Genomic DNA, 25060 nt, shown 5'->3' on the forward strand with positions numbered 1-25060 from the left:
CGCCAGTATAACAGGAGTTTTCACTCGGCTAAATAAAATACTGTTTTTATGAACAGGTATAAAGCGCGTTTATTTAGCTTATTTAGGGGTGTTTGCTAAGGTATCTTTTAATCGAGCTTGCACGGTTTCGACTAAGCGATCGGGTTGGAATTTAGATAAAAACGCATCACATCCCACTTTTTCGACCATGGCCTGATTAAAACTGCCGCTTAAAGAAGTATTTAGTACGACAAATAAATTCTTTAATTTTGGGTGGTTGCGGATCTCATATGTTAGCCGATAACCATCCATGACAGGCATTTCAGCATCTGTGATGACCATTAAAAATTCTTTTTCGACATCAATACCTTCATCGGCCCAAGATTTTAAAAGCTCATACGCTTCTTGGCCATTTTGGGTTGGAATAATCTCGATCCCGAGCTGAGATAAGGTGTCTCGTACTTGGCGACGAGCTGTCGGTGAGTCATCAGCATGTAAAATTTTGCGGCCGACAAATTGGTCAACCATATCGGGGTCTACAATACCGGCTGAAATCTCGACTTTATACTCGACAATTTCAGCCAAGACTTTTTCAACATCAATAATTTCAACTAATTGTTGGGTACCATTACGTTCTAATTTGGTTAGAGCCGTTAAGTAGTGATTTTTCCCAACGGTGCTGGGTGGCGGCATAATATTAGACCAAGTCATATTGACGATTTGATCAACTTTACCAACTAAGAAGCCTTGCACAGAGCGATTGTATTCAGTGATGACTAAATTGCAGTCATCACCATGCTCAATAAAGGGGAGCCCTATGGCTTGGCGCAAGTCAATCACTGGAATTGACTCGTTGCGGATATTAGCAACGCCTGAAATTTTGGGGTGAGCATTGGGTAACGAGTTGAGCTTAGGTAACTTTACAACCTCTTTTACTTTAAATACATTTAAAGCAAATAGGTGGCGACTATGTAGATGAAATAAAAGAAGCTCAAGGCGATTTTCACCGACCAGTTGAGTACGTTGATTTACACTGTCTAGAATACCTGCCATTTTATACCGCAACAATAATGCTAATTGTCTGTATAGTTTAATACTAAATACGCAAATACCTAATCAAATTGTTAATTTTTCGTACTGGTTTTTAACTTAACTTAAGCTATTGAACTGCTTTCAATAGCTTAAGTTAAGTTCGTGGCTAGTAAAATTGACCCATTACTTCTTAATCTATAAGAAGTTGTTGTAGTTCACTAATCTCTTTGATTGTGAGGTGTGCAAGGCCTTTATAACGATATGGTGTGAACTGATTTTCTAACCAAGCAGACATGCAACCTGCGATGTTTGCCCCTTGCACATCAGTATCGAGACTATCACCAACATGGAGTATATGCCCAAGTGATAAATCAAAGTGCCACGCTGCTAAATCGAAAAGTTCGGGGTGAGGTTTAGCTTTACCATCTCGGCCTGCCATTAACACTAAATCGAAATGGCCTTTTAAATTAAACTGGTCAACGTCTACATTTCCATTGGTAATCGCAATAATTTTAAAGCGTGTTCTAAGGGCCTTTAACAGCAACAAAACTTCGTCAGCAACAATAATGTTGCTTCTGGCCTCGGCAAATGCTTGATAAGCCATGTTGGCATGATGTTTGGCGTCAGCATCACAATATCCAATTTGCTTTAAACCAAAATATAACGCGCATTGTCGCCACATGGTGACATTATCAATCAGGTGAGGCTGCTCTATTATTACTTGATTACGGCAGTCGTGCCAAAACTCAGCTGTTTTAGGCCAAAGATCAAGCTGCTTGAGATAATCGTTTTGCGCTTGTACCGCAGCGATAATGATCGGTCGATTATCATAAAGGGTATCGTCTAAATCGAAGCTTATGGCTTTAATTTCATTTAATTTTTTAAATATTTGCACAGAGTGAAGCCTTAAAAATGAAAAATCAACGTTGTTTTTTTGCTCTTGGGTGTGTGTTGTCATACACCTTGGCAAGATGTTGAAAGTCGAGATGGGTATAAACTTGTGTTGCCGACAAACTACTATGGCCAAGTAATTCCTGCACAGCGCGTAAATCTCCACTTGATTCTAACATGTGGGAAGCAAAGGAGTGACGTAACTTATGAGGGTGGATTTGGCTGCTGATCCCCTGATTTATTCCCCACAGTTTCATACGGGCTCTCACTTGGCGTGTTGAGATCCTACATTTTTTTTTGCTGACAAAGACGGCAACCTCATCGGGCAGTGCAAATTCAGCGCGGCACTTTAACCAATCTTGTAATGCTTCAATTGCTTTGCCACCAATAGGTAAAATGCGTTCTTTATTGCCTTTACCAAGCACTCTAATTTCTTTTTCGCGCAAATTAACATCTATTAAGTTGGCATTAACTAACTCACTAACACGCAGCCCTGATGAATACATTAATTCCATCATGGCTTTGTCGCGAAAACCAAAGCTATCTTCCGGATTCATTGCAAGTAACTGATGCATTTGATCAACATCGAGATTTTTCGGCAATGGCTTTTGAAATTTAGGGCCTTTAATAGCCTCTGCAGGATTGTTTAGCTCAGTTTTTCTTATTTGTAGATATTTATAAAAGCTTCGAACGCAGGAGAGTTTTAAATTAATGGTACGGGCGCTGAGTGCACGTGCTTTTAGACTCATGCTGTAGGCACGAAGTTGTTCGGGTTGTACTTTGAGCCAGGACTCGGCTTTATTTTGTAAAAAATTAGCAACTTCAACAAGCTGCAAGCGGTACTGTAATAAAGTATGAATGGAGTAATTTTTTTCGTACTTGAGGTATTGTAAAAACACTTCAACAGGGTTTAACCAGGAGGGAGCAAGCGGTTCTTGTTCGCTCATACCCAGCCCGATAGTTTGGTATGTAGGGCCTTAACAAACTCATTAATAAAAAAGCTATCCTGTGATGGCTCAAAGTGGATAGGGTCTTTGCTCGCAAACGCTAAAATAGCTAAGGGAGTTTGTGCATCTCCAATGAGGTACAGCGCCACTGATTGGCATTCGTTATTAAATAATAGCGCCTGTTCTTGCTGGTTGATACGGCCTAGATAGCGCGGTTGGTTTGCAAGTCGATGAGTGACGATGCTGGCTAGGTAAGGTTCATATTTTAGTAATTTGCACTCGCAAATATCTAAATTAGCACTGATTAAGCTGACTAAGTTACTGGCTAAATCGGCAAAATTATCATGCAGCATTAAATGACGGTGGCACGAGCTAAAGACTTGATAAATTTGCTCGCTTTTACGAGCGTGTGCCAACAGGGTGTTGAGCTGTTGTTGTTGCTGCTGCAATTGTTGTTGTAATCGTTTTTGCTGGTGGCTTTGTAATGAAATGGCACCTGGTTGGTTATGATATAAATTCAGGGCATCAAGCAGTTCAGGAAACTGGACTAAAAAGTCCGGATGCAAAGCCAAATACTCTGCAATTTCATTGGCGTCTAGTTGGCTCATAAGGCGATTTGTCCATCAAATACATGTTCAGCAGGGCCAGTCATTCGTACACTGTGGCCTTCACCCTGCCAACGCACTTCTAAACGACCACCAGGTAAGTCTACTTGCACATGTGGCGCGAGTTTCTTTTGTAAAATACCGACAACTACCGCCGCGCAAGCGCCTGTGCCACAGGCTAATGTTTCACCTGCACCTCGCTCCCACACTCTTAATTTAATGTGTTCTGGAGAGATAATTTGCATAAAACCAATATTAGCCCGCTGAGGAAAGCGTTCGTGGTTTTCGAGCAATGGCCCCAGTACATTTACTGGCGCAGTGGTAATGTCATCAACTTCAACGACACAGTGGGGATTGCCCATTGAAACTGCACCACAGAAAACCGTGTGATCCTGCGCCCGAAAAATATAGGTATTTTCACGTTTGGCCGCTTTAAAAGGGATAGTATGCGGTTCAAGTTTTGGTTGACCCATGTTAACGCTTACCAGGCCATCTTTTTCAATATGCAGGGTCATATTGCCTGATTTTGTAGAAACCAAAATTTTATGGCGATTGGTTAATCCTTTCATGCGAACAAAACGTGCAAAACAGCGTGCGCCATTGCCACATTGTTCAACTTCGGTGCCATCAGAATTAAAAATGCGGTAATGAAAATCTAAATCAGGATCATACGGAGCTTCAACCATTAGTAATTGGTCAAAGCCGATACCAAAATTGCGATCAGCTAGTTTTATTATTTGGTCACGTGCAATAAATACATTTTGGGTGACGTTATCAATCACCATAAAGTCATTACCTAAGCCGTGCATTTTTGAAAAGTTAACTAACATAAGAGCCTTTTAAAATTCAAACTACCTTAATTTGGTAGTTTGTTTTCTCCTTGATATAAATCTGCGATGGTTTCGCGCTTTCTGATCTCATGTGCCGTGGCACCATCTACCATAATTTCAGCCACTCGTGGCCGTGAATTATAATTCGAACTCATGCTAAAGCCATATGCGCCTGCGCTACGTACCGCTAATAAATCACCTTGCTGCAGGCTAAGTTCGCGATCTTTTCCTAAAAAGTCACCCGTTTCGCACACTGGGCCAACAATGTCATAAGATGATGGTGTGCCTGAGCGAGGAGAAACAGCAATAATATTTTGCCACGCTTGATAAAGAGATGGGCGTAATAAGTCATTCATTCCAGCATCAACAATGGCAAAATTTTTACCTTGGTTTTGTTTTAAAAACTCCACTTGAGTGATTAAAATACCTGCATTAGCTGCAATCGCACGGCCAGGTTCAAAGACCAATTCAAGGTCCGAAAACTCGCTTAAGCGCTCAACCAGCTGGCTCACATAACTGCTTGGGTGTGGTGGCTCTTCGGCTAAGTATGCAACGCCTAAACCGCCACCTACATCTAAATGTTTAATGTGAATATTAAGGGTTTTTAACTGCTTGATTATGGCGAGCACTTTATCTAAGGCTGCTAAGAAAGGCTCAACTTCCGTTAATTGCGAACCGATATGAAAATCAATGCCTTCAATGCTGATACCAGGCAAAGTAGCTGCATGTTGGTAAACGCTTACTGCTCGATGGATCTCAATCCCAAATTTGTTTTCTTTGAGCCCAGTTGAAATATATGGGTGAGTTTTAGCGTCGATATCAGGATTAACACGAATTGAAATTGGTGCTGTTTGGCCAAGCTCAGTAGCAACATCAGAGATGCGTTCAAGTTCGGCTTCAGATTCTACATTAAAGCATTTAATGCCAAGCTCTAGTGCATAGCGAATTTCATGGGCGGTTTTAGCAACACCAGAAAATACCACTTTACGAGGGTCGCCACCGGCTGCAACAACACGAGCGAGCTCTCCTTGCGATACAATATCAAACCCAGAGCCTAAGCGTGCCAATACATTTAATACCGCTAAGTTAGAATTCGCTTTTACGGCATAACATACCAAATGGTGTTGCCCTGCTGCTGCATCGGTAAACGCATGATAATGACGCTCTAAAGTCGCGCGCGAATAAACGTAACAAGGGGTACCAAATTGCGTTGCAATGTCTTGTACGCTGACCCCTTCGGCAAACAGTTGATTGTCGCGGTAATTAAAATGATCCATGACTATTTTTCCTGTTGAGACTCGGCAGATTGAATTCGAGGTGTATCTTGTTTTGTTGTGGTATTAATTTTTTGAGTGTTCGTCTGCTGCTCTTCAGGAGGTAAATACAGTTGGCCACTTTGGCCACATGCAGCCAAAATAGTAATTAAAGTGCCAAGAGTGATAATACGAGCAAGTTTTTTCTGTTGCATAGGGTTTCTTTAGATAAAAGTATTTACTGACGAATTACGGTCTTTATAATCGCAGAGTAACAGAAAACAGATAAATTGCAGCCAGTCGACTAATTTTTATTTTACCTTCTTTCGCTGTGCCATTTGATAACAAGGAAAAGCCATGACAGATCATGAATACCACCAGTTAGTTGATGCCGTAATGTTGAGCCTCGAAGAGCAAATCGAAGCGTGTGAGGTGGATTTAGATTATGAATCTGCTTCAGGTATTTTGGAGATCATTTTCCCAAACAAAACCAAGATAATTATAAATAAACAAACTCCACTGCATCAAATGTGGGTGGCGACTAAGTTTAACGGTCATCATTTTGAATTACGTGATGGCGTATGGATTGATAATCGTTCAGGCGCAGAATTTTGGCAGTTTATGTCTGATGCAACTTCTCGCCAAGCTGAGCAAAACGTTACTTGGGTAGCGCAATCATGAGTTTAGATGGTGTTGTTTGCCAAGCCATGGCAGAGCACAAAGCCACTGTTATTTGGTTGCATGGTTTGGGAGATTCTGGTGATGGTTTTGCGCCAATTGTGCCGGCGTTAAAACTTCCTGCAGAACTTGGTATTAAATTTATTTTTCCCCATGCGCCCATTCAACCCGTTACTATTAATGGTGGCATGAAAATGCGCTCATGGTATGACATCGTATCATTTGATCTAGATAAAAGAGCGGATGAGCAAGGTGTGCGAGAATCGGCAGCAAAAGTTGAGCAATTAATTGAAAATGAGATTGCCAGTGGTATTCCCGCTAATAAAATTATTTTGGCTGGATTTTCCCAAGGCGGGGTGATTGCATTACACTTAGCTCCACGCTTTAAAGCTGCGTTAGCCGGCGTGATGGCACTTTCAACTTACATGTGTGCTCCTGATAAGTTTAGTGCAGAAGCAATTCAAACTTCATTATCTGTTTTAATGGTACATGGCAGTTTAGATGAAGTAGTTCCTATGCAGGCAGGTAAACAAGCGTATGATGTTTTGCAAAGTAACGGCCTGAACGTGCATTGGTCAGATTATCCGATGGCACATGAGGTTTGTGGTGAAGAAGTGGCGTTAATTCGCCAATGGTTAATTGAACGTTTAAGTTAAACGTTGTGCAGGAGCCCTAAATGGGACAAAAAATAGTTGTAACAGCAAAAATGAAAGCACTAGAAGACACGTCGTTGCCAGAGCCTGTGGTGGTTTATCATTGGAATTGGCGCAGAGTCGGGCTTGCCAGTGTCGTTGTTGGGACTATTATTTTGGCGACTGTTTGGGGGGTCTTTACTGTGGTAAATGCCAATGAAATTACTAATGAAACAGTCGCATTAGATTTTGCACCTGAAAAAGTGCCAAACGTTGCGTTATCAAATGAGTTCAACTTGACGCAAGCTCAAGAAGTCTCTAACGCTGAGGTTGATTTGAGCATTGTACTTGGCACTGCATCGAAAGAGCCGTTAGCGGCAGACTCGGTAAACGTTGTTTTAGATGATGTCGAAGAGACAATGCCAGACGTTGAATCGCAGTTAAGTATTGAAACTAGCGCGATAAACGCTGCTGTTGATTTAGCTGAACTATCTTCAGAGGATGTAATCCCTAATGAGGTGCAACCTGTTTCTGTGGTAAATCCATCAACTATTGAATTGGCAGCGTTAAGTCAAGTTTCACGTGGTGTTGAGATTGATACAGATTATGTTAGTCGCGCTTTATTGACCATAGCGGTAGAAGATAGAGAGCCGGTAGATGTGCTCGGTAGTGAGGTCTATACCAATCAATTTACTGATCAGCTTTATTTTTTTACTGAAGTTAATAATTTTACCCCGCAGCAAGTAAGCCATGTTTGGTTTTATAATGGCGTGCAAGAAGCTGAAGTTTTGCTTGATATTACTTCAACCCATTTTCGTACCTATTCATCCAAAAAAATTACCTCGCAACAAATGGGTGATTGGCAAGTTCAATTACGTGACAGTAATCAACAGATCCTGGCACAAAAAACATTTCGCATTATTAATAAACACAGCAATTTATAAAATAAGTAGCTAATAAGGTAGCCCATGACATTTTCAAGCCCGACCCTTCGTATCGCAACGCGTAAAAGTGCACTTGCATTATGGCAAGCTGAGTTTGTAAAAGCGCAACTTGAAATTCATCACCCCGGAATTCAAGTGGAGTTGGTGCCAATGTCAACACAAGGTGACAAGATTCTCGATACGCCGCTTGCCAAAATTGGTGGAAAAGGGTTATTTGTAAAAGAATTAGAGCAAGCCATGCTTGAAGGGCGTGCTGATATAGCTGTGCATTCGATGAAAGATGTACCAGTTGAATTCCCAGAAGGCTTAGAGCTCAATACTATTTGTGAGCGAGAAGATCCGCGCGATGCCTTTGTTTCAAATCGCTTTAAGACTATTGAAGAATTACCTCAAGGTGCTGTTGTTGGTACTTCAAGTTTACGTCGTCAGTGTCAAATTCGTGCTCTTCGCCCTGATCTAGAAATTCGTGATTTACGTGGTAATGTAAATACACGTTTGGCGAAATTAGATGAAGGCCAATATGACGCGATTATTTTAGCGGCAGCTGGTTTAATTCGTCTTGAAATGCCACAGCGTATTGCCAGCTTTATCGAGCCAGAGCAATCATTACCAGCTAATGGTCAAGGCGCGGTTGGCATTGAATGTCGTTCAGACGATATAACTACAAAACAGCTGTTAGCAGCCCTTGAGCATACTGAAACGCGTATACGTGTTTTGGCTGAGCGGGCAATGAATCGCCGTTTAGAAGGTGGTTGTCAGGTGCCAATTGGTGCTTTTGCGCAAGTATCGGGCGAGCACATTACTATTCGTGGCTTGGTTGGTGCAATTGATGGTAGTGAGATTTTACGCGATCAAGTGCAAGGATTATGTGCTGATGCCGAGCAGTTAGGCGTTGAACTAGCAAATAAACTTCTAGCCCAAGGCGCAGATAAAATTTTACAAGCCGTTTATAAGGATGCTTAATGGCGGTTATTTTAGTCACCCGACCTGATACCAAGGGTGCAGAGCTGGTGGCTCAATTAAAAAAATTGGGTCATCATGCAATTTCATTTCCATTATTGGCATTGGAACCTTTAGCGGTCAGCAGTGCCGCGTTGGCGCCTTTAGGGGAGGCCGACAAGCTTATTTTTATCTCACAAGATGCAGTAAAAGCACTTTATGCGCTCAAGCCAAATCTCAAGCATCAGCCGCAGTTTTTTGCTGTGGGTGAAAAAACAGCCGCCGTAATTGCAGAGTTATTTGGTGTCAAAGCGCGGATTGCAAAACCGCAAGATTCTGAAGGTTTACTCGCCTTAAAAGAGCTGCAACATATTGAACAGCAAAATATTGTTTTATTAAAAGGCCAAGATGGTCGCCCGCTTATTGCGCAAAAGCTCAAACAACGAGGCGCTTTTGTACATGCGGTGGTGTTATACCGACGCCAGCCAGTTAAAGGTGTCGCCTCTGGCTGGATAAAGCAATGGCAACAACAAAAAATAGACAGTATAGTATTGACCAGTAATGCAGCAGTTGACGCGATTTTCCGTGAACTTGCAGAAAATGAAGTTAAATGGCTTAAAACCTGTCGGTTTTATGTCGCCAGTGAACGAATAGCAAATTATCTCTCACAATTTGCTATTGCAGCAAATAATATACAGATATGCGCAGGTGCTTCTGATGAAGCGATCCTAACGGCTATCTCACAGCAGGATACCACTATGACGGATGAAAAAGAGACTCAAAATAATGCACAAGATGCGACGCCCGTGATAGAAGTGAAAACAGAATCCGCAGTAAAAAATGTTTCAGCCAAAGATAAACCAAGCCAAAAATCGACGCCAAGTTCATCTGGTCGGGTATTTGCTGCTGTGGCTATTTTAATTGCCTTAGGTGTCGGCGCTGGTGCTGGGTTTGGCTATTTACAACAGCAACAGTACAGCAATCAGTTGTTTAGCCAATTAAATAACGAAAAAGAATTATTGGCACAACAAGTGGCGCAATTGCAAAATATGATGCAGCAACAGCTAGAGTTACAGCGCACAGCACTTAATCAAACTGAGCGTAATGTTAAGGTTGCACTCGAAAGTTCAGAACAGCTTGTGCAGCAGCAGCTTAGCCAAACACTCGAGCAAAAAAGCCAGCAAACGATTGAATTAAATATTAATGAAGCAAAATCAATGCAGCGCTTGGCAGTATTTAAAGTGCAAAGTGAGCAAAACTACTCAGCAGCGGCGGCGATTTTTAAACAGCTTGATGGCTTACTGGCTCAGTATCCAAATACAGAGGCTTTACGTGCTGCGGTTAATCAAGACTTACAAAGTGTATTGGCGCTGCCAGTTGCGCCGGTTGATGAGTTGTATTTTACTTTATATGGTTTGACCAAACAGCTGAGTAAATTGCCACTTAACATGGTGCAATTGCCCGACGCGGTAAGTGATGAACAACAGCAAGGTTTAACTGAAAATGTGAGTGATTGGCAGCAAAATTTAAAACGTAGCTGGCAAATATTAGTTGATGACTTTATTAAAATTCGTGAGCGCTCAGCGCCGATTGAGCCATTACTGTCACCTAGCGAACAAGTATTAGTGCGCCAACAGCTCGCATTTTATTTTGCCCAAGCACAAACCGCGCTTTTAAATAAACAAGCGCAAGTATTTGCTACCTCTTTGATTCAAGCTCAGCAGGTGTTAAGTGATTTTTATGATGGCTCATCGCCTGCGGTAATTAGTTTGACAGAGCAACTTGTTACATTACGTCAAACACCTTTGCAGTTTAATCCAGCGGTTGAGTTTGTCAGTGGCGCAGCATTTGAGGAGTGGTCGCTATGATCAAACCTCTAATAGCCTGTTTAATTGCGGCTTTAATTTTAGCTATTGCTCCTTGGGTAATAGGTGAAAAAGGCTATGTGCTGATTGCATTTAATAATTGGACAATAGAAGGCTCGATTGTGAGTTTTGCGGTGATGACCATCATTGCAAGTATTGGTTTGTATTTACTGTTTAAACTAGTTTGGTATGTGTGGGCGATTTATGGCAATACCCGCTTTCGTATCTCACAGCGTACTGAGCAAAAGCAGTTAGCCAATTTACAAGATGGCTTATGGTCAGCCCTAAACAATGACCATAGTTTAGTATTAAAAAAATTAGCTAACGCAAATTTACCTGTAAGTTGGCAAGGGATTAGCTATGCATTTGCTGCTGATGCTGCGTTAAAAAGCAATCAATCTGCAAAAGCGCTCGAACTATTGGCAAAAGTGCCTGACGAACAACAAAATTACGTTGCGCATTTATATGCTCAAACGGGAGAGCATCAACTTGCTGCTGATTTGTTAAGTGTGGCAGCGCAGCAAAAGAAACCCGATGTGTTGCAATTGCATTTGTATTGTCAGCTGCTGGTGGCACAGCAAGACGATACCGCTTTGCTTGAAGTGATACCTAAATTAGCTAAATTTGGTGACCTGACCGACGAGCAGTGGCAAGGGGTATGGCAAGTTGTGTTTAAACATGCCGATAATGCTGTCATCGAGCAGCGATACGAGCAACTAGCGCGTAATTTAAAGCCGCTAGCTGAAGTCGCTTATTGTCGTGCATTACTGAATAACGGTGTAACCGAAAAAGCAGAAGCAATTTTAATTAAGTTACTAAAAAAAGGTCATTACGATACGGTAACAGCGAGCTTAAAAAACAGTTCTCGCCTGTCGCTATTATCTTTGCAGAAAACGGTGCAGGAGTTGCTAAAAAAGCAGCCCGAATCCGAATCGCTCCTTTTTTGTCTGGCTTATGTTGCTCTTGCTCAAACAGATACTGAGCTTGCAAGTAAAGTCTTTAAAAAGGTGCTGAATGAGCAAAATGCTCATGCGCATTGGCGCATTGCCGCGCGCTGTTTTGCAGCCCAAGGATTGGAACATGAAGCCTTGCAATTATATCAAACATTTACGCCGACTTAAGTCGGCGTTTTTATTTTAAAAGTTGATTGATAGGTTTCTATTAATTCCTATTTTTGACTAAGCTAGTAAATCAAAAGGTCGTCCAATCTAATAATAACAGCAGCATAAGGTTGCCCGAGTGCACAATAAAACCCCGTTATATTTACTGGTATTTATCTCATATATTTTTGTCGGCATAATATCTAATTCATTTTTAGTGATAGGTGATTATCCGGCGTCAATTTGGCCGCCAGCTGGAATTGCCTTAGGAGCTATTTTTTTACTTGGCTTACGAGTAATACCGCTTATTTTTGTTGCCGCATTTATCACCAACTTTGTTCATTTTGATAGTACAACGCTGTACCTGTCATTTGATGATGTATTTAAAACCGCTTTAATTGCTTTTGGTGTTAGCGCGCAAGCAATACTCGGATATTGGTTAATTAATCGAATTAATGCGTCGGCTATTGCGTTACTTAATTTAAAATCATCGCTGCAACTTATGTTAATAGGTGGCCCATTGAGTTGCATTGTGGGCGCGGCGATTGGCACGTTAACGCTGTTTTCTTTTGACGTTATTAATGCAAACCTCGTTTTAACAACGTTTGTGAATTGGTGGGCGGGGGATGCTATGGGGGTGATGATTTTCACCCCATTATTGTTAGTCGCATTTTTACCAGAGCAGGGCAGTAGGCGATTACAGGTGCTACTGCCTGGGTTGCTGGTTTATACAGTGATTAGTCTTTTATTTTATTTTCAACTTGAAAATATCAAAGCCAAAACGCGACAAGATATTGAGACAAAAAGCCAAATTTTGCAGCTTAGTGTGCAGCAACAAATACAAAAAATTAAATCTAATATTGGTTTGTTGGAGGCTTATTATGAAAGTAGTGATTATGTAAATTATTTGGAGTTTATGAACTTTACCGACAAACAATTGCACTTTAGCCAAGAAATAGCTGCAATTGAATGGATCCCTAAAGTTAATTTAGCTGAACGCTCAAAGCGTGAAAATGAATTACACCAAATCGGTTTTCAAGAGTTTAGTTTTAAAGAGCATGATGGGCAGGGGAATTTAGTTAATGCTGCTACTCGAGATGTTTATTTTCCAGTCCTGTTTGTTAACCCTGTTCAAGGTAATGAGGCCGCTCTTGGTTTTGATTTAGCGTCTAATTCTACACGCGCGGCAGCACTTAATTTAGCGGCCCGCACTAAAAAACCTGTGCTTACCCAACCGCTTAATTTGGTGCAACAGCAAGATAGCTCATTAAGTGTGCTTTACATTGTGCCTATTTTCACCGGACAGCCAAAAGTAACGTTAAAAGGTTATGTGCTAGGTGTTTTACATTTACCTAAATTAGTTGACACTATTTTAGCTCCATTAGAGTTGAGTGGTTTTAATATTCGTTTGTTGGATGTAGCAGATAACCTTGCTGCGAAGGTGTTATATCAAGATGAGCATTATCGAAGCACAGAACCCGTATTTCATTTTAAAATTCCATTTGGGCAGCGAGTATGGGCGGTAAATCTTTATCAAGCTGAGGGGCAAGGTCTTCAAGAGAGTTGGCTGAACCAGTATATGGTCCAACTTGTTGGTTTATTGTTTGTTTGGTTACTGATTACCTTTTTATTACTACTGACCGGGACAAATTTACAAATAAGCGATCAGGTTTATAAACAAACCGAAAAGCTGCGGTTAGAAAAACAAAAGTCTGATAAAGCCAATAAAATTAAAAGTGAATTTTTAGCCAATATGAGTCATGAAATTCGCACACCCATTAATGGTATTAAAGGGTTGCACTATTTGGTTTTGCAGCAAACTGATATGCGTAAAGTTAAAGAGTATATCCATCAAGCTGAAAATGCTGTTGATGTCTTACTGAAAGTGCTGAACGATATTTTAGATTTTTCAAAAATTGAAGCGGGCAAGCTACAACTTGAGTATTCGGAAGTGTATTTTACAGCCTTGTTTAGCCAGCTCGAAACCTTAGTCAGGACTGAGCTGAACAATAAAGATATTACTCTCTTAATTCACTACCCTAAAATATCACCGTTGAGTATGTTTACCGATAAAATCCGGTTAAAACAGGTGCTACTCAACTTGCTTAATAACGCAATTAAGTTCACTGAACCTGACGGTAAAATTGAACTTACTATGGTACAGCTCGATAATAAACAACTGCGTTTTAGCGTCAAAGATAATGGTATCGGGATAGCCGATTTGGCTCAAAAGCAGTTATTTGATGCGTTTACTCAAGCGGATAATTCAACGTCACGAAAATATGGTGGTACAGGCTTAGGGCTCAGTATTTGTAAGCATTTAGTTGAACTTATGGGGGGTAAAATTGGTTTTGTCAGTGAGCTTAATGTTGGTAGTGAATTTTATTTTACCTTACCGCAAGGCGAATTTAGCACTGATGAAGCACCTAAAACCCAACATGAATTTAATATTGATGAAGTATCTCTGGGCCAATTTAGGATTTTAGTGGCTGAGGACAATCCTCTTAATCAAAAGGTCATTTCAGCAATTTTAATAAATAAAGGTTGTACGCCAGATATAGCTGAAAATGGTCTGGAGGCGTTAGAGATGCTAGCACAAAGAAAATATGACTTAGTATTGATGGATATTCAAATGCCATTACTTGATGGTTTAGCAACTACCGAGCAAATCAGGCTAAATCCTCAATTTAAAAATTTACCTGTGATTGGCCTATCAGCCAATGCAATGGACAGTGATGTTGTCAATGCACTTGCTGTTGGGATGAACGACTATGTTGTAAAACCTTTGGATCCCAATAAGCTATTTAAAGCGATTTTAAAGTATGTGTAATTAACGGCTATATGTCCTTGAATAAATACAGTACCTGCGTATCATGCGGCAACTTTAATTAAACCGAGCTCAATTATGATAAATAACAACTTACCATTACTTGATATTCACCGTCATCTCGATGGCAATGTGCGTCCTCAAACCATTTTAGAGCTTGGTCAACAGTTTAATATTGCACTGCCAGGCACCGATATAGCGTCATTACGACCTTATGTTCAAGTTCTTAAAAATGAACCCGACTTATTGGGCTTTTTAAGCAAACTTGATTGGGGTGTGGCCGTTTTAGGCGATTACGATGCTTGTCGCCGTATTGCATTTGAAAATATCGAAGATGCGGTCAATCAAGGTTTAGATTATGTTGAATTGCGTTTTAGTCCATATTACATGGCAAAAACACAAGGCTTAAATCCAACCGCTGTGGTCGAAGCTGTGATTGATGGTGTGCATGCAGGTTTGAAGCAGTTTCCACAAATTAAAGCGAACTTGATTGGTATTTTATCGCGTACCTTTGGCCAAGCGGCCTGTCAGCAAGAGTTAGAGGCCATTCTTGCCCACAAGCAGCACCTTGTTGCGCTTGATTTAGCGGGTGATGAACTTGGTTTTCCAAGTGATTTATTCATCAGCCATTTTAAACAAGCACGTGATTCGGGTTTAAACATTACTGTCCATGCTGGTGAAGCAGCTGGCCCAGAAAGTATCTGGCACGCTATTAATGAACTGGGCGCGGTACGAATTGGCCACGGTGTTAAAGCGATAGAAGATGTAAAACTAATGGACTTTTTGGCGGCCAATAATATTGGTATTGAGTCTTGTTTAACTAGTAACCTGCAAACAAGCACGGTAGCTGATATTACTTTACACCCATTAAAACGTTTTTTAGATCACGGTATTTTAGCCTGTATCAATACCGATGATCCGGGTGTTAGCAATATTGAAATTCGTCATGAATTCGAAGTTGCTGCCCCGCTCGCTGGTTTAAATGCTGCCGACATCACAAAAGCGCAACAAAATGCGCTTGAAATCGCCTTTTTAAGCCCGACTGAAAAGCAAGCCTTACGAAGTTTAAAAATTTAATAGTTTAAGTCTTCCCGATTAAAAAATGCGCTTTATTGGCGCATTTTTATTGGTTATCACAATATAGTAAGCAAACTTAATTAAACTTGTATTAGGTACTAATAAATATTATGATTTGCGCGCTATTTTTAGGCTAAAACAATAATATAATAGGGATAACTATGAAGTTAGTATATACATCAATAGCGGTTGCAGCACTGTCGTTATCAGGATGTGCGAGCATTATGACAGCAGAACAGCAATCTATTAATGTAACCGTGAGTAATGGTCAATCAGCTGAGGTTACAATTGATGATAAAACGATTACTGCGCCAGGTATGATTACTGTGCTTCGAGATGGTAAAGACAAGGTTGTTAAAACTAAAGCTGATGGTTGCGATAATGTAACAGTAATAAAAAAATCGGTAACTCCAATCTTTTTTGGTAATATTGTTATTGGTGGTTTTCTAGGTTCGACTACAGATAATGCCACGGGTAAAATGTGGGATTATCAAGAAAGCGTTCAAGTGAATTGTGCTACTAAGTAGTTTTATACTCTAATGCACTTCACTAATGGGAGTTGGTTTCGATCAACTCTTTTTATTTTTGTTCTTTTTTATTCAAATTTCTGCGTTAGCTTTGACGCTGATATACTTTCTAAAGTTGCTAATACTTCAACCTGGAACAGGTTAATCCATGGTTGGGAGGGTAAGGCACAAATCACAGACTCTTCATTTTTATTATCTTCAGGGCAATTTTCCCCGTCATTAGAATTAGAAAAAACGCTAGCCTTAATCCAGTCTGATTTAACAGCTGCTTATTGTCGTTTTCCTGCCAGAGTGACATTTTTAGCATCTGAGCTTAAATTTACCTTGCCTGAAGAGTTGATGGCGCAATGTGGTGAGTTAAAGCGCTTTATTGAATTTGTGCCATTTCAGAAGTTAGAGCTCGTTTTTTCTTCAGAAGTTACTTCTTCAGCCTCGAGTATGATGGGTCATATTTTCTTAAAAGCAAGCGGTCACAATAGTGGAGGCTCTGAGGTTGCGCACTCCTTAGCTTATTTCACTGAAATTAAAACACTTAATCCATTGAAGTTGATGTATCAAAGTTTGATATCGGGCATGGAAGGCTATTTTTTAGTGAGGCCCTTTTATAAAGACGTAATTCAATACAAAGAAAACGAGCAACGTAATCTTTGGCAGTTTGAGTTAGATGCAGATCCTGATGCAATAAAGTTATTACAGCTACATTTATGGGAGTTAAAAGAAGTTGATATTACCTACTATTTTCAATCTTTTAACTGTGCAACGTTAACCTTAGAAATGCTTGCGTTACTCAAACCTGATGTATTACTTGAACGTAGTCTTTTTGTTAGCCCGGTAGATGTTGTGAAGGCTGCGCTTAATAAAGATTTAGTTAAAAGCACAAATATTGATACATCAGATACTTGGTTATTTGCAGCATTAATTGATGTAATGGATGTTGATGCGGTAAAAAATATTAGAAAAATAGCTGAAAATCCAGAGCACTGGCAAGCTTCATTAAATGCAGAAACAAGTGATTTAGAAGTTGAATTTGCCCAAGTACTATTTCGCCATACCTTAGATCAGCAACTAGAACCATTAACTGCCCATCAGCTTGAGATTAAAGCGTGGCAAGAGTCCTTGTCTGGCTCGCGTTTTGATTTTAGTCGCTATAAACATCCAGCCCTCACCCCACAAGATTCTGCGATAGGTTTGAAGTACATCGGCAATGATGAGAATGGAACAATTAATTTCAGCTTTTTGGGCTCAGGACATTATTTATTTGGTGATAATCGACAATATTTATCTGAGTCAGAATTAATTATTTTGAAAGCGAATGTCGAATATGAATTAAATAAGCAAAGTTGGGATTTAGATGAATTGACCTTGTATTCAATGAAGTCATATCTGGCAGGAAACGATATTTCTCCGGTATTGTCTAGTGAGTTATATTTGGGTTATCGCACAAGTTATGATGATTTGCTTGATTCACACGCGGCATTAGAGTTTTCAGGTGCTATAGGTAAAAGTTACCGCATACATCGAGATATATTGAGTTACTCGTTGTTGGGCGCAGGGCTCGCTGCTGATTTATCAATGTTGAATTCTTTTTATCAGGTTAAAACCGGTCTTATTGCAAACCTCGTTTACGACTTAAAGTTAATTGTTGAAGCTGAACATAATTCAGGTAAATTGCGCCATACTAGCAGCCAAAATACATTAAGCTTCGGGTTAAACTGGTATCCCAGCCAAGATATATCTATAAGTTTCTTTGCTCAATCACTACACGGTACCCAGCAGCAAAAAAGCATACTTTCATTAGAGTTAAATCACTATTTTTAGAGTTATTCCCAGCAATACTCCCTAGATTCAGAGCAACTTTTTAATAACTCTTAATTTATGTAATGGTTATAAATTTATTCATAATCAAAGTGTTAAAATTTTAATTTCTATAATTTTTCTATCTACATAAAAAATAACTTTCTTATAAGAACTTCATGTCGAGTTTATTCATGCTAAGGCGAACTTTTTCAAAAGGACGTTTTTTAATGAAGCCAAATAAAATAATCATGGCAGTTTGCTTATCTTTCGTGAGTTATAAAATAGTGGCGGGTGAGCCAATTGAGCCTGCTATGGTAACGATTCCCGCAGGCAGTTTTGAAATGGGGTCTTTGCATCAGCAAAGTGCACAACCAATTCATACAGTGACATTACCCGAATTTAGTTTGGGTAAGTATGAAGTCACGATGAAAGAATTTAGTCGTTTTATTGCTGCGACTAATTATCCTGTTCCCCAGGAATGTCGCCATGAATTAAATGCGTGGTTTAGGCCCGCAAGTAAAGGTAATTGGCAGACTAATGCGCTTAATACCAATGAGTTTCAGCCTGTGATCTGTATCAACTGGCATGTTGCAAATGCCTATACTCAATGGCTGGCGAAGGAAACTGGCAAGCCATACCGATTACCAACAGAAGCTGAATGGGAATATGCGGCTCGCGCAGGTACAAAAACAGATTACTTCTTTGGAGATGATAAAGCAGCTACCAAGGTATGCAAGTACGCCAATACTGCTGATTTAACCGGAGAAAATATACTCCAACGTGATAGCAATACTAGCTATGTTAATTGGTCAACGGGAATTAATCACTGTGTTGATGGTTCGGGTTATGCCAGTATTGTTGGTATGTATCAACCGAATCCACATGGTTTATACGATATTATCAGTAATGTTTTGGAGCTATTAGCTGATTGTTATACGCCTAGTTACCAACATACGCCTCGAGATGGTTCGGCGTTTATTGAACCTAATTGTAAAAATCGATCCACACGTGGTGGTAGCTGGCATTGGAATAATTGGCCACACGCTGAGCGCGGGAGCATTCCAGAAGACTTTGCGGGTGGTGTAGATGGATTTAGAATTGCATTAGATGGTGTAGCGCCTTCACTAAATCAGCAAACCAAGGTTTTTTTAGCGCAATTGAAATATGAGCAACAACAAGAACAAGCACGGCGTGATTTGTTAAATATCTATCCTGAGCCTATTACTGACTTGGCAATTGAGCAGAGCAACAAGTTGGTTACTTTGAGCTGGTCTCATCCTAATCCTGAAACAGTAGAAAGCTATCGAGTATATCGCAATGAGCTGCGAGGTAAGATGTTTAAGCTCTTAGCTAGCAACCTGACGAATACCCAGTTTATCGATGGCATGGTCGATGGGCACAAATACGAATATCGTGTGGTTGCCGTCTCTAAACATCAACAAAGTCACTATAGTAAAGCCGTAATAACACAGGCAGGATGGATTGCTGTCCCTGGGCGTATTGAGGCTGAAATGGCTGCCGAAATCAAAGGGGCTGACGTTTCAATGTGGACGGCTGATGAAAGTGGCAAATACACCTTAACTGGCGATGGTGGTATTAGTAAGGAAGGCCGTTTTACTTATCAACTAGACGTTGCTAAAGCTGGGTCGTATCGATTGCACTATCGGGTTGCATCACCTAGAGACACTAAAGGGGTTGCTGTGATAGTGAATGATATTCCTGTTGCGACAGATACCTTCTCACAAACCGGAGGTTATCGCATCTGGCAAACACAATTGGGCTCTCAAGTACATTTAAAACAAGGTAAAAATACCCTTATATTAAAATCTTTAGACAACAACTGGAAGCTAAATTGGCTGGCGGTGTTGCAGTAGCGAACAGCCTAAATAATAAACCGATCTCAAGCAGCATCCCTGTTGTTGCTTATTTTTGCATGCGGTGGGCTGGGATTAGAGGATATGATGATCGGAAAGAGTCGCTTGGTGGCGAGATATCCAATATTTTGGCGCATGTTTTTTGATATATAAGCGATGAAAGTCGTAATCAACGGACTCATTTTGATGCTGCGTGAGTAAGAAAAGTGATGCATCTAAACTCAAATTGATTTTTCCAGCCAGTCGCGCTTGCTCAAAAGTGCGCTTGGCATAATCGAGTGCCTGTTGCGGTTTTGCTTCAGCCTTGGCTAAGAGCGCTTTTAGATAAGAATTTTCAGCGGTATCAAGTTTTATATCATCAACCAGAGCTTGAGCTTTAAGTAAGTTATTGCGTTCTATGTAGAGCATTAGTAATTGTTCACGTGCGGCTTGTGCAACCCAGTGGGTTGGCGTTAAAGCTGCAAACTCAAGTACTTGCTTTAAGTGAGGCTCTTTTTCTGCGTCGCTTTTAGCAAAAATAGCATAGTGGAATGGGATTTTCGCATAGTAATAAAGAGGTAATTTATATTGCCGCATTTTAATTTCTGCTTGGCGAAGGTATTGATATTTTTCTTCTGATTGCTGATGTTTGCTTGCTAATACTGATAGATAAGTTAGGGCATCGAGTTCTCTGGATTTGTCATTTGCTTGTAAAGCCAAGTTGGCTGAAGATAATAAACTCTGTTTAATTGCCGGATAATCATTGCGTAGGTGGTAAAGCCAAGAGTATGCATAAAGCGTATCTGATTGGCGTTTTAAATCAGCAATCTTTTGAAACTCAACCAAGGCTAATTTGAGCTTTTCTTCACTGGATTCACTTAACTCACTTTGCGTTAAAATCTCACTCTGTTTTAAATAGGCATTACCTAGTTGTTGCGGGTTTTGGTTGTGTTCGCCAAGCAAAATCAGCTTATTGGTCATCACCATCGCTTTGTCTAATTCATTTAATTCAATGTAGCTGGCAATCAGGTTGTGCAAAATAATCGCGTCATTGGGGTCTGATTGGTGTGCAATCGTTAATGCGGCTTGTTTAATTTCAGGTGGCTGGGGCTGTTCAATCAGTGAATAAATAAAGGGTTTTTGCAGGTGTGCGATCAGTTTATTGTCTACATCTTGCAAGCTATTACCACTGAGTTGACCTTGCCACTCGTCAAAAGGCCCTTTAAGGTTGAAGTCTAAAAAGAACAGATTGTTATATGCTCGCAACTGGCCACTGAGAATGATTTGGTGGGTTGCTTTAATGCTAGGGTAGCTCTGCTCTGCGGTCGTGCTAAAGTCATCACTGTTATATGAGTTCAGCAGGGTAAAATCTAATCTCGGTGTATCTTCTAATGTTAGCTGTGTATTGGCGATAGAGCTCGAAAAGGGAATGTAAGCGATGCGATGCAGTGTGCCATTTTGTTCAATTTTATTTGTACTTAGCTGCATAAATCCAATGAGCACTAAAAGTGCGCAGGCAAATGTTGCGATATAACGAGGTATGTTGTGCTTATGGTTCAATTCAACAGTACTATTTAAGGTTTTGTTGACAGAACTATCGTTGGGTACTGTGTTGGTTTGATAATCGGTTGAGTATGTTTTTAATTGCCATTGATAACCCCGTTTTGAGAAGGTTTTAATTGCTTCGTTACCAAATAGGCTGCGTAAGTGACTGATATTTTGAAATACCGCTTGTTCAGATACCACTTTATCTTGCCAAATGGCGTCTAAAATTTCTTCTTTACTGAATACATGAGTGGATTGGCTGAGCATCAACGCCAGCAACTTAGCTTCGTTATGGCGAATAGCAATATCTTCACCATCACGAGTTAAAATTAGGCGAGTACTATTAAATTCAAAGTTGAGAAAGTGATAACGCATAGCTGCTATTTGACAATAATTAACGAGCAAATAGTAACTGATTGAAAGAAGAACAACATGTTTTTTATGAAACAATTCATGTTGTAACAAGGTTAAGCCACAAGTATGACTTAACCTTGATTTAGGTTATCTGGTTACTAATTAGCTTTTTACCAAACAATGAATCCGTGTCAGTAACTCGGTTGGTGGGGTGTTTTTTGGATCATTGAGATACTCTTCAAATGGCGGAAAATCGAGCGGTTCCAGTTCACTTTGTGGTAACCAATGACCAAAAAGCCAATCATAAGGTTGTTCGAGTTCTGCATACGGGCCTTTAAATAATAATGTTGCGGCTTTGCCCGCAGGCAAGGCGATCACTTTAAGATTTGGATCGCTTGCGTTTTGTTCGGTAGCTGCAGGCACACTGATACAGGCCGTTGATCTGAGATCTGCTTGAGCCACTGTTTTTGGGTCATCAAAGTAAAGACCAAATGATCGTGTCTCTTGGTTTACCAAGCCTAAGCTTGCCGCGGCGATAAATAGCTTTTCAAATGTTTGGCCAATGTTCATGTAATCGCCTTGATGATCAAGGCCAAGTAAGGTCAGCTCAGTGATTGGCATCATGTCAATTGTGTACATAATTGGGTATTCCTTGTGGTGAATGGAGGGTCGATAATGTGACGCTAAAGTTGCTTGGCTTTCTTTGCGGTAGAGTGAAGGGCTAACATTAAACTCTTTACTGAACGCGCGGCTAAATGCATCGATACCACTGTAACTCGACTCTTTTGCTATTTCTGCCAATGATTTATTGGTACGAATTAGTAGAGCTGCACTTTTGCTTAGGCGCATTCGTCTGACCGAAACATTAATTGGTTCGCCCACCATTTCACGATAAATTCGATGAAAATGATAGGGCGATAAACATGCGATATCAGCTAGCGTATTGATGTCGAGATTGTCTGCAACATGTTGATACATATAATCAATTACTCGATTTAAACGCTGCTGATAATTACTTTGGGTCGATGCTCGCATATTTAGCTCCTATTGCGTCACTCACCTCACTGTACCCTAAGTGTATTTGACAATGTTTGCTATGTTGAGCGGTTTTATGAACTCAAGTCACCTTAGCTTACTGACTGGCAGCGTAAATAACTTGCTGCTAGTGCGCTTAGCACTTGGCTGCGGTTTATTAAACCAATTACTTTATTGCCTTCAACTACTGGGTAGTTTTTTGGTTGTGCCTGCAACATTCGCTCGGCTAAATCGGCAATGCTCATATTTGCGTCAATTGCGATCACATCGGTGCGCATTAAGTCTTTGACTTTAATCGCCCCATCACAAAAATAACTGTTGTTTAGCATAGGTTTTAGCAATTCGTGTTCAGAAATAAAGCCAATTAATTCGCGGTTGTTGCCAAGTACTGGGGCGCCAAGTAATTGATATTTTTTTAGTTCTGCTATGGCTTCAGTAATTTCTGTATTGGCTGTGACATTAGGTAGTTGTTTGATCAGGTGTTGTTTTACGGTATCCATAATCTGCTCCAAGCGAGTGGTCGTTTTGATGGTTTGAGTATGAATGAAGGGTTTTTATTTTAAAAATTGATTAAATATATCAGAACAACCATTTTTTTAGATGAATCTATGTGGAGGGAGTAATTTTCGAGTATTGAGGCTAATTATGCCTAAGTGCTAGGCATTACCACATATCACTTAGGCATATAAGTTTGGGGCAACTTATTGGTTAATATTGTGATTGTTTAAGAGTACATCAAGCTCTTTACAGGATTTACCATGTAAAAACTCAGCTGTAACAAGGCTCATTTGTTGTTTTAACCACTGCGGCCCATGGTCGGCCATATCGTTATGGCGCGCATTAGCTATTGATACTACACAGCTATTAAATTGTAGTTGTTCAGCTTGAGTAGGTAACACCTTATCATCGGCAGGGTAATCCGATGCCCTGACAGATAAAATCTTAATGTCTTTTGTGCGTGGCAAAGGTACTCGACGATGGTCATAAGTGATAACAGCATCGATAAATGAATGACCTTGATTAGCAAGGAGAGCCGAAATGTCGCCGCCATTAGAATGACCCATTAAGGTCACTGCATCAAAGTTATATTCGGGATACTGGCTTTTGAGTGCTTGGCGCACAAATAACACTGTTTGCGCACCACGTTGCCAATTTTCGTTACGGGTTTTAACAAAAGGTTGTTCACGCGATAGCGGTGGATCGTTTGCTAACTCATGGGCAATCGATACCATTAACACACCTTGTTGATTAAGTTGCTTGGCTAAAAAAGTGTAATCAGTATTAGCCATGCCATAACCCGCACCAAAAATAGCGACTTTACAAGGAGCGTTTTTATTGCAGTTGCTTGTATTGGGAAAATATAACGTCACAGGAATATCACGATGGCGAGCTTCATCGTGAATAATTTGTGTATGATGTTCGAGTGTTAGAGTTTCATTACTTGATGTGGCGTTTAAAGTCGTGGGTAAAATAGCCGATAAAAACGTAACAAGGCTAGACAGATTCAAACGAAGTACTCCATTATTAAATCAGCAAGATAGATTAATTTAAGTGCGAATGCAAAAAGCTGACCGATGTCAGCTTTTCAATTCAAAACATTATAACAAGGTGTTACTTAATAAACGCAAAGGCATCGGCGTACATCTGTTCGCGAATTGCCCCTTGGTTTATAAAGTCATCACGTACAATACCTATCATGTCAAAACGACCCGCCATGTAGATGTCGTAATCAACTAGCGAGACAAAATCTTTTAATACCGCTAAATGCACATAACCACTATGGCCTTGCCAATCGGCTGCTGGATTTTCAATTACTGGAATGTAGTTAAAGTGCGGATTGCTTGCTGCCCATGCTTTCATTTCATCATCGGCGTATAGCGCACTTGAATCTTTTACACCCCAGTAAAAGAATACTGGGCGATCGCAGCCTGCTTCTTGTAGATGGTCAGCCATTGATTTTACGTATGAAAAACCTGTACCACCGGCCAAAAGAATAATAGGACGGCTACTTTGCTCGCGCAGTTCTGATACACCTAAGCCCACTTCAAGGTTTGCTTGTGTGCCCGCAGCATGATGACTGCGTAAATGATCGAGCGCTTGGCGCGCATAGCCATCAGCGACACCTGCGCCAATATGTAATTCGAGTAAATCGGTTTGACTAGGTTTGCTGGCGATTGAAAAAGCGCGTTTATCCTTTTCGCCAAGCACTACTTGAAGATACTGACCGGCTTTAAACTCGGCAGCTTGCGCTGGTTTGAGTTCAACTTTAAAAATGAACTCGGTCAGTGGGCTGATGCTGATCACATCAGCGAGTAATTGTTGCATTTTAATACCTTTTCACGACGCGTTT

Annotated in this window: 23 protein-coding genes; 11 read left to right on the top strand and 12 right to left on the bottom strand. The window is 40.4% G+C overall.

From position 1 onward, the window contains the following. Positions 1–78: 78 nt before the first annotated feature. The 7 genes from PTUN_RS00360 to lptM all read right to left on the bottom strand — a co-directional run bounded on the left by PTUN_RS00360 (position 79) and on the right by lptM (position 5752). Positions 79–1032, bottom strand: coding sequence for a chemotaxis protein CheV (locus PTUN_RS00360; protein WP_009839286.1), 954 nt, complete (start codon positions 1030–1032; stop codon positions 79–81). 169 nt (positions 1033–1201) lie between these two features. After that, on the bottom strand, positions 1202–1906 hold the full coding sequence (locus PTUN_RS00365; RefSeq protein ID WP_040644083.1) for an HAD-IA family hydrolase: 705 nt from the start codon (positions 1904–1906) through the stop codon (positions 1202–1204). Between the two features lie 25 nt (positions 1907–1931). After that, positions 1932–2849 carry a tyrosine recombinase XerC gene (gene xerC / locus PTUN_RS00370; RefSeq protein ID WP_009839284.1) on the bottom strand — a complete coding sequence of 306 codons (918 nt, stop codon included), beginning with the start codon at positions 2847–2849 and terminating at the stop codon, positions 1932–1934. Beyond that, complete coding sequence (locus tag PTUN_RS00375; protein ID WP_009839283.1) at positions 2846–3457, bottom strand: DUF484 family protein; 612 nt, start codon at positions 3455–3457, stop codon at positions 2846–2848. The genes xerC and PTUN_RS00375 overlap by 4 nt, the downstream gene beginning before the upstream one ends. Next, positions 3454–4284 carry a diaminopimelate epimerase gene (gene dapF / locus PTUN_RS00380; RefSeq protein ID WP_009839282.1) on the bottom strand — a complete coding sequence of 277 codons (831 nt, stop codon included), beginning with the start codon at positions 4282–4284 and terminating at the stop codon, positions 3454–3456. The genes PTUN_RS00375 and dapF overlap by 4 nt, the downstream gene beginning before the upstream one ends. A gap of 26 nt (positions 4285–4310) precedes the next feature. Then, a complete protein-coding gene (gene lysA, locus PTUN_RS00385) occupies positions 4311–5561 on the bottom strand; it encodes a diaminopimelate decarboxylase (RefSeq protein WP_009839281.1) in 1251 nt (416 codons plus the stop codon). Positions 5562–5563: 2 nt separating this feature from the next. Further along, positions 5564–5752: an LPS translocon maturation chaperone LptM gene (gene lptM / locus PTUN_RS00390; RefSeq protein WP_009839280.1), complete on the bottom strand. Its 189-nt coding sequence runs from the start codon at positions 5750–5752 to the stop codon at positions 5564–5566. A 142-nt stretch (positions 5753–5894) separates the two neighbouring features. Here lptM and cyaY point away from each other — a divergent pair, with 142 nt between their 5' ends. The 11 genes from cyaY to PTUN_RS00445 all read left to right on the top strand — a co-directional run bounded on the left by cyaY (position 5895) and on the right by PTUN_RS00445 (position 19797). After that, positions 5895–6218 (top strand): iron donor protein CyaY, encoded by a 324-nt coding sequence (gene cyaY, locus PTUN_RS00395; protein ID WP_009839279.1) that lies wholly within the window; start codon positions 5895–5897, stop codon positions 6216–6218. Next, positions 6215–6871 (top strand): alpha/beta hydrolase, encoded by a 657-nt coding sequence (locus PTUN_RS00400; protein WP_009839278.1) that lies wholly within the window; start codon positions 6215–6217, stop codon positions 6869–6871. Before cyaY ends, PTUN_RS00400 begins: the two co-directional genes overlap by 4 nt. 20 nt (positions 6872–6891) lie before the next feature. Beyond that, positions 6892–7791 (top strand): DUF2914 domain-containing protein, encoded by a 900-nt coding sequence (locus PTUN_RS00405; RefSeq protein ID WP_009839277.1) that lies wholly within the window; start codon positions 6892–6894, stop codon positions 7789–7791. A 24-nt stretch (positions 7792–7815) separates the two neighbouring features. Continuing rightward, the gene (gene hemC, locus PTUN_RS00410; protein WP_009839276.1) at positions 7816–8754 is read left to right on the top strand and encodes a hydroxymethylbilane synthase; all 939 of its coding nucleotides are present in this window, start codon (positions 7816–7818) and stop codon (positions 8752–8754) included. Further along, positions 8754–10598 carry a uroporphyrinogen-III C-methyltransferase gene (locus PTUN_RS00415; protein WP_009839275.1) on the top strand — a complete coding sequence of 615 codons (1845 nt, stop codon included), beginning with the start codon at positions 8754–8756 and terminating at the stop codon, positions 10596–10598. Before hemC ends, PTUN_RS00415 begins: the two co-directional genes overlap by 1 nt. Then, positions 10595–11716 (top strand): heme biosynthesis HemY N-terminal domain-containing protein, encoded by a 1122-nt coding sequence (locus PTUN_RS00420; protein ID WP_009839274.1) that lies wholly within the window; start codon positions 10595–10597, stop codon positions 11714–11716. Before PTUN_RS00415 ends, PTUN_RS00420 begins: the two co-directional genes overlap by 4 nt. Before the next feature lie 118 nt (positions 11717–11834). Beyond that, positions 11835–14525, top strand: a complete 2691-nt coding sequence (locus PTUN_RS00425) for a CHASE domain-containing protein (RefSeq protein WP_009839273.1) — start codon at positions 11835–11837, stop codon at positions 14523–14525. A 75-nt stretch (positions 14526–14600) separates the two neighbouring features. Further along, entirely contained in the window at positions 14601–15599 is a 999-nt protein-coding gene (gene add, locus PTUN_RS00430) for an adenosine deaminase (protein ID WP_009839272.1), read from the top strand. Positions 15600–15760: 161 nt separating this feature from the next. Beyond that, a complete protein-coding gene (locus PTUN_RS00435; protein WP_009839271.1) occupies positions 15761–16126 on the top strand; it encodes a hypothetical protein in 366 nt (121 codons plus the stop codon). Between the two features lie 12 nt (positions 16127–16138). After that, entirely contained in the window at positions 16139–17944 is a 1806-nt protein-coding gene (locus PTUN_RS00440) for a lipoprotein N-acyltransferase Lnb domain-containing protein (protein ID WP_009839270.1), read from the top strand. A 206-nt stretch (positions 17945–18150) separates the two neighbouring features. After that, positions 18151–19797 carry an SUMF1/EgtB/PvdO family nonheme iron enzyme gene (locus PTUN_RS00445; protein WP_009839269.1) on the top strand — a complete coding sequence of 549 codons (1647 nt, stop codon included), beginning with the start codon at positions 18151–18153 and terminating at the stop codon, positions 19795–19797. Positions 19798–19872: 75 nt separating this feature from the next. Here PTUN_RS00445 and PTUN_RS00450 read toward each other — a convergent pair whose 3' ends face one another. From PTUN_RS00450 to fre, 5 genes are all read right to left on the bottom strand, one after another. Then, a complete protein-coding gene (locus tag PTUN_RS00450; protein ID WP_009839268.1) occupies positions 19873–21696 on the bottom strand; it encodes a winged helix-turn-helix domain-containing protein in 1824 nt (607 codons plus the stop codon). Positions 21697–21837: 141 nt separating this feature from the next. Next, positions 21838–22710 carry an AraC family transcriptional regulator gene (locus PTUN_RS00455; RefSeq protein WP_009839267.1) on the bottom strand — a complete coding sequence of 291 codons (873 nt, stop codon included), beginning with the start codon at positions 22708–22710 and terminating at the stop codon, positions 21838–21840. Between the two features lie 92 nt (positions 22711–22802). Further along, positions 22803–23210: a CBS domain-containing protein gene (locus PTUN_RS00460; protein ID WP_009839266.1), complete on the bottom strand. Its 408-nt coding sequence runs from the start codon at positions 23208–23210 to the stop codon at positions 22803–22805. Between the two features lie 201 nt (positions 23211–23411). Then, positions 23412–24218, bottom strand: coding sequence for an alpha/beta hydrolase (locus PTUN_RS00465; RefSeq protein ID WP_009839265.1), 807 nt, complete (start codon positions 24216–24218; stop codon positions 23412–23414). 103 nt (positions 24219–24321) lie between these two features. Further along, the gene (gene fre / locus PTUN_RS00470; RefSeq protein WP_009839264.1) at positions 24322–25035 is read right to left on the bottom strand and encodes an NAD(P)H-flavin reductase; all 714 of its coding nucleotides are present in this window, start codon (positions 25033–25035) and stop codon (positions 24322–24324) included. Positions 25036–25060 lie beyond the last annotated feature (25 nt).

Origin of the sequence: Pseudoalteromonas tunicata, from assembly GCF_002310815.1 — a bacterium.
In the GTDB taxonomy this organism is placed as follows: domain Bacteria; phylum Pseudomonadota; class Gammaproteobacteria; order Enterobacterales; family Alteromonadaceae; genus Pseudoalteromonas; species Pseudoalteromonas tunicata.

Bases quoted from the DNA above. Each gene is read 5' to 3' on its own strand.
- PTUN_RS00360 (WP_009839286.1), bottom strand. From the start codon at position 1,032: ATGGCAGGTATTCTAGACAGTGTAAATCAACGTACTCAACTGGTCGGT.
- xerC (WP_009839284.1), bottom strand. From the start codon at position 2,849: ATGAGCGAACAAGAACCGCTTGCTCCCTCCTGGTTAAACCCTGTTGAA.
- PTUN_RS00375 (WP_009839283.1), bottom strand. From the start codon at position 3,457: ATGAGCCAACTAGACGCCAATGAAATTGCAGAGTATTTGGCTTTGCAT.
- dapF (WP_009839282.1), bottom strand. From the start codon at position 4,284: ATGTTAGTTAACTTTTCAAAAATGCACGGCTTAGGTAATGACTTTATG.
- lysA (WP_009839281.1), bottom strand. From the start codon at position 5,561: ATGGATCATTTTAATTACCGCGACAATCAACTGTTTGCCGAAGGGGTC.
- lptM (WP_009839280.1), bottom strand. From the start codon at position 5,752: ATGCAACAGAAAAAACTTGCTCGTATTATCACTCTTGGCACTTTAATT.
- cyaY (WP_009839279.1), top strand. From the start codon at position 5,895: ATGACAGATCATGAATACCACCAGTTAGTTGATGCCGTAATGTTGAGC.
- PTUN_RS00400 (WP_009839278.1), top strand. From the start codon at position 6,215: ATGAGTTTAGATGGTGTTGTTTGCCAAGCCATGGCAGAGCACAAAGCC.
- PTUN_RS00405 (WP_009839277.1), top strand. From the start codon at position 6,892: ATGGGACAAAAAATAGTTGTAACAGCAAAAATGAAAGCACTAGAAGAC.
- hemC (WP_009839276.1), top strand. From the start codon at position 7,816: ATGACATTTTCAAGCCCGACCCTTCGTATCGCAACGCGTAAAAGTGCA.
- PTUN_RS00415 (WP_009839275.1), top strand. From the start codon at position 8,754: ATGGCGGTTATTTTAGTCACCCGACCTGATACCAAGGGTGCAGAGCTG.
- PTUN_RS00420 (WP_009839274.1), top strand. From the start codon at position 10,595: ATGATCAAACCTCTAATAGCCTGTTTAATTGCGGCTTTAATTTTAGCT.
- add (WP_009839272.1), top strand. From the start codon at position 14,601: ATGATAAATAACAACTTACCATTACTTGATATTCACCGTCATCTCGAT.
- PTUN_RS00435 (WP_009839271.1), top strand. From the start codon at position 15,761: ATGAAGTTAGTATATACATCAATAGCGGTTGCAGCACTGTCGTTATCA.
- PTUN_RS00440 (WP_009839270.1), top strand. From the start codon at position 16,139: ATGCACTTCACTAATGGGAGTTGGTTTCGATCAACTCTTTTTATTTTT.
- PTUN_RS00445 (WP_009839269.1), top strand. From the start codon at position 18,151: ATGAAGCCAAATAAAATAATCATGGCAGTTTGCTTATCTTTCGTGAGT.
- PTUN_RS00450 (WP_009839268.1), bottom strand. From the start codon at position 21,696: ATGCGTTATCACTTTCTCAACTTTGAATTTAATAGTACTCGCCTAATT.
- PTUN_RS00455 (WP_009839267.1), bottom strand. From the start codon at position 22,710: ATGCGAGCATCGACCCAAAGTAATTATCAGCAGCGTTTAAATCGAGTA.
- PTUN_RS00460 (WP_009839266.1), bottom strand. From the start codon at position 23,210: ATGGATACCGTAAAACAACACCTGATCAAACAACTACCTAATGTCACA.
- fre (WP_009839264.1), bottom strand. From the start codon at position 25,035: ATGCAACAATTACTCGCTGATGTGATCAGCATCAGCCCACTGACCGAG.